Below are 9097 nucleotides of genomic sequence, written 5' to 3'. Positions count from 1 at the left end.
AGCTTTCTAGTTTGCTCTTTGATTTTCATTGAGTGTTAGGATAATTTTTCAAATTGCAGGAAAGAAATAGACAGGGAGAATCACAATGGTAGAATTAGGGATTTCAACATTTGGGGAAACAACGGCGCTTGAAAGGACTGGGAAGGCTTACAGTCATGCTGAACGCATTCGCCAGTTGCTGGCAGAGATTGAACTGGCTGACAAGGTTGGTTTAGATGTGTATGGGATTGGTGAGCACCATCGAGCGGATTTTGCGGTATCAGCCCCAGAGATTGTCCTAGCAGCAGGTGCAGTCAATACCAAGAAAATTCGTTTGACCAGTGCAGTCAGCATTCTTTCAAGTATGGACCCTATTCGCTTGTTCCAACAGTATGCCACCATCGATGCTTTGTCAAATGGACGAGCGGAGATTATGGCTGGAAGGGGTTCTTTCACGGAATCTTTTCCCTTGTTTGGCTATGACTTGAAAGACTACGAAGCTCTTTTTGATGAGAAATTAGACTTGCTCCAGTTAGTCAATGAGAAGACCAAGTTAGACTGGAAAGGGCGATTGACTCAAACAATCTCTGGCAAAGAAGTCTATCCTCGTCCAGTTCAGGACAAATTACCCTTGTGGATAGCGACAGGTGGTCATGTCGAATCAACAGTGAAGATTGCTCAGGCTGGTCTACCGATTGTCTATGCAATTATTGGTGGCAATCCGCGTTATTTTAAAAAGTTGATTCAGGCTTATCGTGAGATTGGGAGCGAAGCGGGCCATGCTAGTCATGAACTAAAGGTTGGGGCTCATTCTTGGGGTTGGATTGCTGAAGATGGCGAGCAGGCTGTAAAAGATTATTTCCATCCGACCAAGCAAGTGGTGGATGCTATTTCCAAAGACCGTCCGCACTGGCAGGAATTGCGTTATGAGCAATATTTGGAGCAAGTTGGACCAAATGGTGCCATGTTTGTGGGCAATCCAGATCAAGTGTCCGAAAAATTAATTCGCATGATTGAGGATTTAGGATTGGACCGCTTCATGCTCCATCTACCGCTTGGTTCTATGCCTCATGAACAAGTCCTGAGAGCTATTGAACTTTTCGGAACGCAAGTGGCTCCAAAAGTACGGGCTTATTTTGCCATGAAAGAGGCTTAATAAAAAATCCTAATCAAGTTTATTATGACGGCAAATATTGTGCAAAAATCAATCCCCCGAGCGTTAAGGCTTGGGGGATAGTTCTATAGGAGGGCTAGTTTAGTTCTCTTTTTTGTTTTTTAGCAAGAACCCGAGACCTAGAAGAGCAAGGAGACTAATTCCTGCAAACAGGAGTTTGTGATCATTTTTGGTTCCTGTATTTGGTAGTTTAGCTTGTGAATCAGCTGTAGCTTGGTTAGGTTTATTTTCTGCATCAGCTACTTTTGTATCTAGTTTTGCAGAATCAGGTTTAGTTTGTGGAGCTGGAGTTTGCTGTTCCGGTTTGACTACTCGGTTTGACATATTGTCTTGGCTGTTATTTTGCCCTTGTTCTTGTTTTAAGCTAGAAAGGTCAAATTCTGGTTTTTCTTCCACAGCGGGGGCAACGATGGCACCGCCTTGAGCGATTCGAAGAACAGTAGCTGTAAGGGCATTTAATTTCAAGCCTTTTTCGGTCCATTCAAGTCCTTTCGGGTTGGCAATTCCTACTGGTCCTGCTTGGTTTTCATCTGCCAAAACTTCAGCATTTCTGAGGTGGTCGAAGGCAGTTCCCAAATTAAATTCGCGAGCTTTTTCGTCTGCATTGACAAAGACTGCGTAGATATCACCGTTTGGAGCAGTAATTTGGTAGCCAATTACTACATCCTCTTTTTCTACACCATTTTGACCTGGGACAGTGATGAGTTGGACACGGTCTTTGATATCTTGGAGACTCTTAAGTCGGAAGGCATCTGTAGATTGACGTAGGGCGATCAGACCTTTCATGTAGTCACGGCTCTTGACATTTTCAGGATATGCTTTTCCATCTGTAGCCTTAGTCCAGTCAAACTTGTTAATAGCATCACTCGAATCGTAAGAGTCGTGGATGAAGTAAGGATAGTCAAATGGATTGCCGTCCTTATCACGCAACAAGTGAGATTTGTTTGGAACCTTATCCTCTGCTACTGGAGTCTTGTAGGCTGGGTCACGGAATTGTTTGGTGCGACCATATTCCTGACCGGAGTGGATAAATGGAGTTCCTTGAGCTGTCAAGACCATGAAATTTCCAAGTCGCAAACGACGATGAATTTCAGCATAGTTCTCAGCTTTGCTTGGATCTTTTTTGATAGATTGGGCGATGATGTCAAAGAGGGTCAAGTTATCATGGGCTGCGATGTATTGGATGACATCTCCAGGACTATCTGCTTCAAAGTTGGTTGGTTGAGCAATGAGATTTTTGAAGATAGTGTTGATATCACGCTTGCCGCCTGTGATAAAGGCAGGTTGCCCTTCGTTTGGATAACCAGACTTGAGGTTGTTACGGATGTCGTCTGAGAAGACTGCGACAGTATCGGTATGTTTCATCCAATCTTGGTCAGCAGCTTTAGTAGGCATGTTTTCATCACCGGCATAGGTTCTCCAACCTTCACCCAGCATGATTAGATTTGGATTGAGGGTGCGTGCAGCCTTGTATGCTTCTTCGACAGAAGCTGCATCATGGTCTCCCATCATATCGAAGCGGAATCCATCTACTTTGTAGGTATCAACTAGATATTTGATAGAGTCAACTAGGAGTCGTTTGGTCATATGGTGGGTTGTCCCCAAGCGTCCACCACCAAAGCTAGTGCGAGGTGTCCCATCAGCATCCATAAAGTGGTAGTAGTTTGGCTCTAAATCTTCAAAGATATCGACTTTAGCTGTATGGTTATACACTACATCCAGGATAGCTCCCATGCCACGTTTGTGGATCTCGTTGATGAGGTTTTTAAATTCTGCGATTCGTTTTTCTGGATTCTTAGGATCGCTTGAGTACATACCAGTCAAGGAGAAGTAGTTTTGAGGGTCATATCCCCAGTTGTAGTTGCTGTTGCTTGAAGCATAGTCAGATAAGCGTTCGTGGTTCTTCAACTCATTGACAAAGTAGTAAGACAAGACTGGAAGGAGCTGGATGTGGGTTACACCCAAGTTTTTGAGGTAGTCTAGTTTTTCGATAAAGGCTTCAAAGGTACCAAATGGCTTAGTCAAATCTTTTGCGATGGCAGGATCTGAAGTGAAGTCACGCACATGAGCTTCATAGATGACAGCATCTTCGCGCGATTTGAAGTTGCGAATCTTACCATAAGTCAAGTCTTGAGGTCCTAGTTTAGCTGGATCTACAAAGGCAGCTTTAGCAACTTTATGGGCATCGTCAATCTTGGCTTCGTCACTATTCCAAGCAGCGAGGGATTTAGCGTAAGGATCGAGTGCAAGAACAGTTTTACCTTGGCGCTCGATTTGGTAGTGGTAGTAGTAGCCAGTGTAGTTGCTGATACCGAGACCAGAGTTTTCATTCAGAGTTTGCTTCCAAGTTCCTCTTTCCCCTTTTTCAAGAGCGACAGTTCCAACTACTTTTTCAGGGTCATTCTTGTCGTAGACAACGACAGAAACCTTATCAGCACTTGGTGACCAAAGGGTGAGGTCAACACGCTTGCCATCTTCTTTTAGAGTTGCGCCGAGTGGACCATCGTAACTGTAAGTTTCATCTTTCAGGCGCCAGCTTGTTTTGGTAGTGAATTTGTCAGAGTTGTAGCTAACGGTATAAGGATGTTTTGTATCAGAGAAATCTCCGCTGTAGGTCACTTTCTTACCAGCTTCATCGATTGCAACATCAGTGATAGTTACTTTGTTTCCTAGATGATTAGTAATGTTGGAGTGTTTGAGGATATCCTCTTTTTTAGCACCGACAAGTGTTGAAAAACTACTCTCAATGCTAGAAGTGCCTACATGTTGGGCTCCTGTCATACGGATATCATGGACATAGTATGGATTTGTGTAAATCGATTCATCATCGTCTTTTAGGAAAATTTGGCTATGATTTTTTAAATCTGTGAACTTATAATCTTCTTTACGGATTTTCACATCGTCTCCTTGTTTGTTTCTGTCTAGTAATAAAAATCCAAGGTCTTTAGCTGCATCTTTGAGTGGAATATCGATATAGCGACCATATTTGCCTGTAGCCGTAAAGTCTGTTCCATTAGGCCATTCTCCACTACTTGGGTTTTTGACATCGCCCCAATACCAAAGAGATTTTTTGTCATAGTTGCCATCTGTACGGTAGTAGTTGACGCGAATAGTTCCTGCAGGTTGTGGCTCGTAAGAGAAAACCTTGTGATCTTGGTCCAACCAAGCCTCATTCATTTTTGGTGCCAGTTTCTCTACCGATTTATCGCCGGTTAGATTTTTCCCAGCTATATTATTGATGAGGAAGCTAATTTTCTTGGCTTGTTCTCCCTTTAATTTGACATCTAGGTAGTAGCCGTAGTCATCTTTTTTGGCATCCTTGAAGGATAAGGCTCCGTTAGGCCAATTTTCAGATGGTTTTTCAACATCGTCCCAAGTCCATAGTCCTTGAGCATCCTTGTTTTCTTCAGGAAGCTTTTTGACATGGATACGGAAGTAGTTGTCTTCTATTGGCTCTTCTGCCTTAGTTTCAGTCGTTACTGGACTCGTAGAAGTAGTTGGCTCATTGGAACGATCTTGCCCGGTTTGTGGTGCGGAATCGGCGGGAGTTGCAGCCGGAGTGGGTGCCTCTGTTGCAGGTTGTTTTTCTTCTTTTTTCTCTAGGGAAGCGTTTGCATTTTTTGGCGAAGAAATATCACTTTCCTTCTTACCAGAGCTCGTTGCTGTATCAGTAAGAGGCTGTGCAAGGGCAGTAGTGGTTTCATTACTAGTTCCCTTATTGCTTGTAGTATTTTCGTTGGCTGAAATAGTTGGTGTAGCCATGGCAAGCAGAACAAGGCTTGCTCCAATAAGGACAGAACCAGTTCCATTTTTGAGGGAACGGATGCTGTAAACCATTTTTTTCTCAGTGTGAGATGGTGTTTTTCTCATAATGATTCTCCAATCAATAAATTTCTATATCAGTATAGCACTTAGTAAAAGAATATGCAAGCGTTTTCCCGAAACTAAAATAAAAGAAAAAATAGCAACAAATTTTGTTACGATTCAGCCAGCCTTTCTTATAGGAAAAGATTTTGTCAAAAATTCGTCAATCCCCTTGAAAAATCTAGCTAAATAGGGTATAATATGAGTAATCATTTGTCGTAGGTTTTGTCTGAAATATTGTCCAGACAAGGCTCACAGCAGTTAAATCTTCTGAAAAAGTCAGATTTAGCTGCTCTTTTTGTGCTTTTTTTCAGGATTTTGAGTACTTGTAACAAAGACTTAAAGATTCTGAAAATTCATCGAAAGGACACGGTGATAGGGGTTTTTAAAACCATATGACGATTAGAAAAGCCTGATTGACAAGGCTTGGAACTTATTTACAAAGGAGAATCATCTTGGCAGGACATGACGTTCAATACGGGAAACATCGTACCCGTCGTAGTTTTTCAAGAATCAAAGAAGTTCTTGACTTACCAAATTTGATTGAAATTCAAACTGACTCATTCAAAGATTTCCTAGACCATGGTCTGAAGGAAGTGTTTGAAGATGTATTGCCAATTTCAAACTTCACAGACACAATGGAGTTGGAATTTGTTGGATATGAAATCAAGGAACCAAAATATACGCTAGAAGAAGCTCGTATTCACGATGCTAGCTACTCAGCACCAATTTTTGTAACCTTCCGCTTGATCAATAAAGAAACAGGCGAAATCAAAACCCAAGAAGTTTTCTTTGGTGATTTCCCAATCATGACTGAAATGGGTACTTTCATCATCAATGGTGGTGAACGTATCATCGTATCTCAGTTGGTCCGCTCACCAGGTGTTTACTTTAACGATAAAGTTGATAAAAACGGTAAAGTGGGCTACGGGTCAACTGTTATCCCTAACCGTGGAGCTTGGTTGGAACTTGAAAGCGACTCAAAAGATATTGCCTACACTCGTATCGACCGTACTCGTAAGATTCCATTTACAACTTTGGTTCGTGCGCTTGGTTTCTCAGGTGATGATGAAATCTTTGATATCTTTGGTGATAGCGAATTGGTTCGCAACACTGTTGAAAAAGATATTCATAAGAACCCAATGGACTCTCGTACCGACGAAGCTTTGAAAGAAATTTACGAACGCCTTCGTCCAGGTGAGCCTAAGACTGCTGAAAGTTCACGTAGCTTGCTTGTGGCTCGTTTCTTTGACCCACGTCGCTATGACCTAGCAGCAGTTGGTCGTTACAAGATCAATAAAAAACTCAATGTTAAAACACGCTTGCTCAACCAAACCATTGCTGAGCCATTGGTAGACCCTGAAACAGGAGAAATCTTGGTAGAAGCTGGAACAATCATGACTCGTAGTGTGATTGAAAGCATCGAAAGCTATTTGGATGGCGACTTGAACAAGATTGTCTACATTCCAAATGATGCAGCGGTTGTGACTGAGCCAGTTGTTCTTCAAAAATTCAAGGTTGTTGCTCCAACTGATCCAGACCGCGTCGTAACTATTATTGGTAATGCCAATCCAGATGACAAGGTTCGTATCGTCACTCCTGCAGATATCCTTGCTGAAATGAGCTACTTCCTCAATTTGGCTGAAGGACTTGGTCGTGTAGATGATATCGACCACCTTGGAAACCGTCGTATCCGTGCCGTTGGTGAATTGCTTGCCAACCAAGTACGTCTTGGACTTTCTCGTATGGAACGTAATGTCCGTGAACGTATGTCTGTTCAGGACAACGAAGTCTTGACACCACAACAAATCATCAACATCCGTCCTGTAACAGCTGCGGTTAAAGAATTCTTTGGTTCATCACAGTTGTCACAGTTCATGGACCAACACAACCCACTTTCTGAGTTGTCTCACAAACGCCGTTTGTCAGCCTTAGGACCTGGTGGTTTGACACGTGACCGTGCTGGATATGAAGTACGTGACGTGCACTACACTCACTATGGTCGTATGTGTCCAATCGAGACACCTGAAGGACCTAACATCGGTTTGATCAATAACTTGTCATCTTACGGGCACTTGAACAAATATGGTTTTGTTCAAACACCATACCGTAAAGTTGACCGTGAAACAGGTGTTGTTACGAACGAAATCGTTTGGTTGACAGCCGATGAAGAAGATGAATTTACTGTAGCACAGGCTAATTCTCGTCTGAATGAAGATGGAACCTTTGCTGAGAAAGTTGTCATGGGACGTCACCAAGGGGTCAACCAAGAGTATCCAGCTAATGTTGTTGACTATATGGACGTATCACCAAAACAGGTAGTTGCCGTTGCGACAGCATGTATTCCTTTCTTGGAAAACGATGACTCCAACCGTGCCCTCATGGGAGCTAACATGCAACGTCAGGCTGTGCCATTGATTAATCCAAAAGCACCTTACGTTGGTACTGGTATGGAATACCAAGCAGCCCACGATTCAGGAGCTGCTGTGATTGCTCAGTATGACGGTAAAGTTACCTATGCAGATGCTGACAAGGTAGAAGTTCGTCGTGAAGATGGTTCATTGGACGTTTACCACATCCAAAAATTCCGTCGTTCAAACTCAGGTACTGCTTACAACCAACGCACTCTCGTAAAAGTTGGCGATGTCGTTGAAAAAGGCGATTTCATTGCTGACGGACCTTCTATGGAAAATGGAGAAATGGCGCTTGGACAAAACCCAATCGTTGCCTACATGACTTGGGAAGGTTACAACTTCGAGGATGCTGTTATCATGAGCGAACGCTTGGTGAAAGATGATGTCTACACATCTGTCCACCTTGAAGAATACGAATCAGAAACGCGCGATACAAAGCTTGGGCCTGAAGAAATTACTCGTGAAATTCCAAACGTTGGTGAAGATGCCCTTAAAGACCTTGACGAAATGGGTATTATCCGTATCGGTGCTGAGGTTAAAGAAGGCGATATTCTTGTAGGTAAAGTAACACCTAAGGGTGAGAAAGACCTTTCAGCTGAAGAACGCCTCTTGCACGCTATCTTCGGAGACAAATCTCGTGAAGTGCGTGACACTTCTCTTCGTGTACCGCACGGTGCCGATGGTGTCGTTCGTGATGTTAAGATCTTTACACGTGCAAATGGAGATGAGTTGCAATCAGGTGTCAACATGCTGGTTCGCGTTTATATCGCTCAAAAACGTAAGATCAAGGTCGGAGATAAGATGGCCGGACGTCACGGAAACAAAGGGGTTGTCTCTCGTATCGTTCCTGTAGAAGACATGCCTTACCTTCCAGACGGAACTCCAGTCGACATCATGTTGAACCCACTTGGGGTGCCATCACGTATGAATATCGGACAGGTTATGGAGCTTCACCTTGGTATGGCAGCCCGTACTCTTGGTATCCACATCGCGACACCGGTCTTTGACGGAGCAAGTTCTGAAGATCTTTGGTCAACCGTTAAAGAAGCAGGTATGGACAGCGATGCCAAAACAATCCTTTACGATGGACGTACTGGTGAACCGTTTGATAACCGTGTTTCTGTCGGAGTCATGTACATGATCAAACTCCACCACATGGTTGACGATAAATTGCACGCGCGTTCTGTCGGACCTTACTCAACTGTTACCCAACAACCACTCGGAGGTAAAGCTCAGTTTGGTGGACAACGTTTCGGTGAGATGGAGGTTTGGGCTCTTGAAGCCTACGGTGCGTCAAATGTCCTTCAAGAAATCTTGACTTACAAGTCTGACGATATCAACGGACGTTTGAAAGCTTATGAAGCTATTACAAAAGGAAAACCAATTCCAAAACCAGGTGTTCCAGAATCCTTCCGAGTTCTTGTCAAAGAATTGCAATCTCTTGGTCTTGATATGCGTGTCCTAGACGAAGATGACCAAGAAGTGGAACTTCGCGACTTGGATGAAGGAATGGACGAAGATGTCATCCACGTAGATGACCTTGAAAAAGCCCGCGAAAAAGCAGCACAAGAGGCTAAAGCAGCTTTTGAAGCTGAAGAAGCTGAGAAAGCAACAAAAGCGGAAGCAACAGAAGAAGCTGCTGAAGAATAAGCAGTTCACTTAGAAT

3 protein-coding genes are annotated in these 9097 nt (G+C 43.3%); 2 read left to right on the top strand and 1 reads right to left on the bottom strand.

Annotation, left to right across the window (positions count from 1 at the left end; genetic code table 11):
• Positions 1–85 precede the first annotated feature (85 nt).
• On the top strand, positions 86–1135 hold the full coding sequence (locus tag HMPREF2628_RS00660) for an LLM class flavin-dependent oxidoreductase (protein ID WP_070842061.1): 1050 nt from the start codon (positions 86–88) through the stop codon (positions 1133–1135).
• Positions 1136–1234: 99 nt separating this feature from the next.
• On the opposite strand, the gene HMPREF2628_RS00655 is transcribed toward HMPREF2628_RS00660, so the two are convergent.
• Positions 1235–5023, bottom strand: a complete 3789-nt coding sequence (locus HMPREF2628_RS00655; protein WP_070842060.1) for a pullulanase — start codon at positions 5021–5023, stop codon at positions 1235–1237.
• A gap of 449 nt (positions 5024–5472) precedes the next feature.
• Here HMPREF2628_RS00655 and rpoB point away from each other — a divergent pair, with 449 nt between their 5' ends.
• A complete protein-coding gene (rpoB, locus tag HMPREF2628_RS00645; protein WP_070842058.1) occupies positions 5473–9081 on the top strand; it encodes a DNA-directed RNA polymerase subunit beta in 3609 nt (1202 codons plus the stop codon).
• The last annotated feature ends 16 nt before the right edge of the window (positions 9082–9097 follow it).

The sequence above is a fragment of the Streptococcus sp. HMSC063B03 genome, from assembly GCF_001836965.1.
Taxonomy (GTDB): Bacteria; Bacillota; Bacilli; order Lactobacillales; family Streptococcaceae; genus Streptococcus; species Streptococcus pneumoniae_F.
Note: the sequence above shows the minus strand (reverse complement) of the source record. Positions and strands in the feature narration are given on the sequence as shown.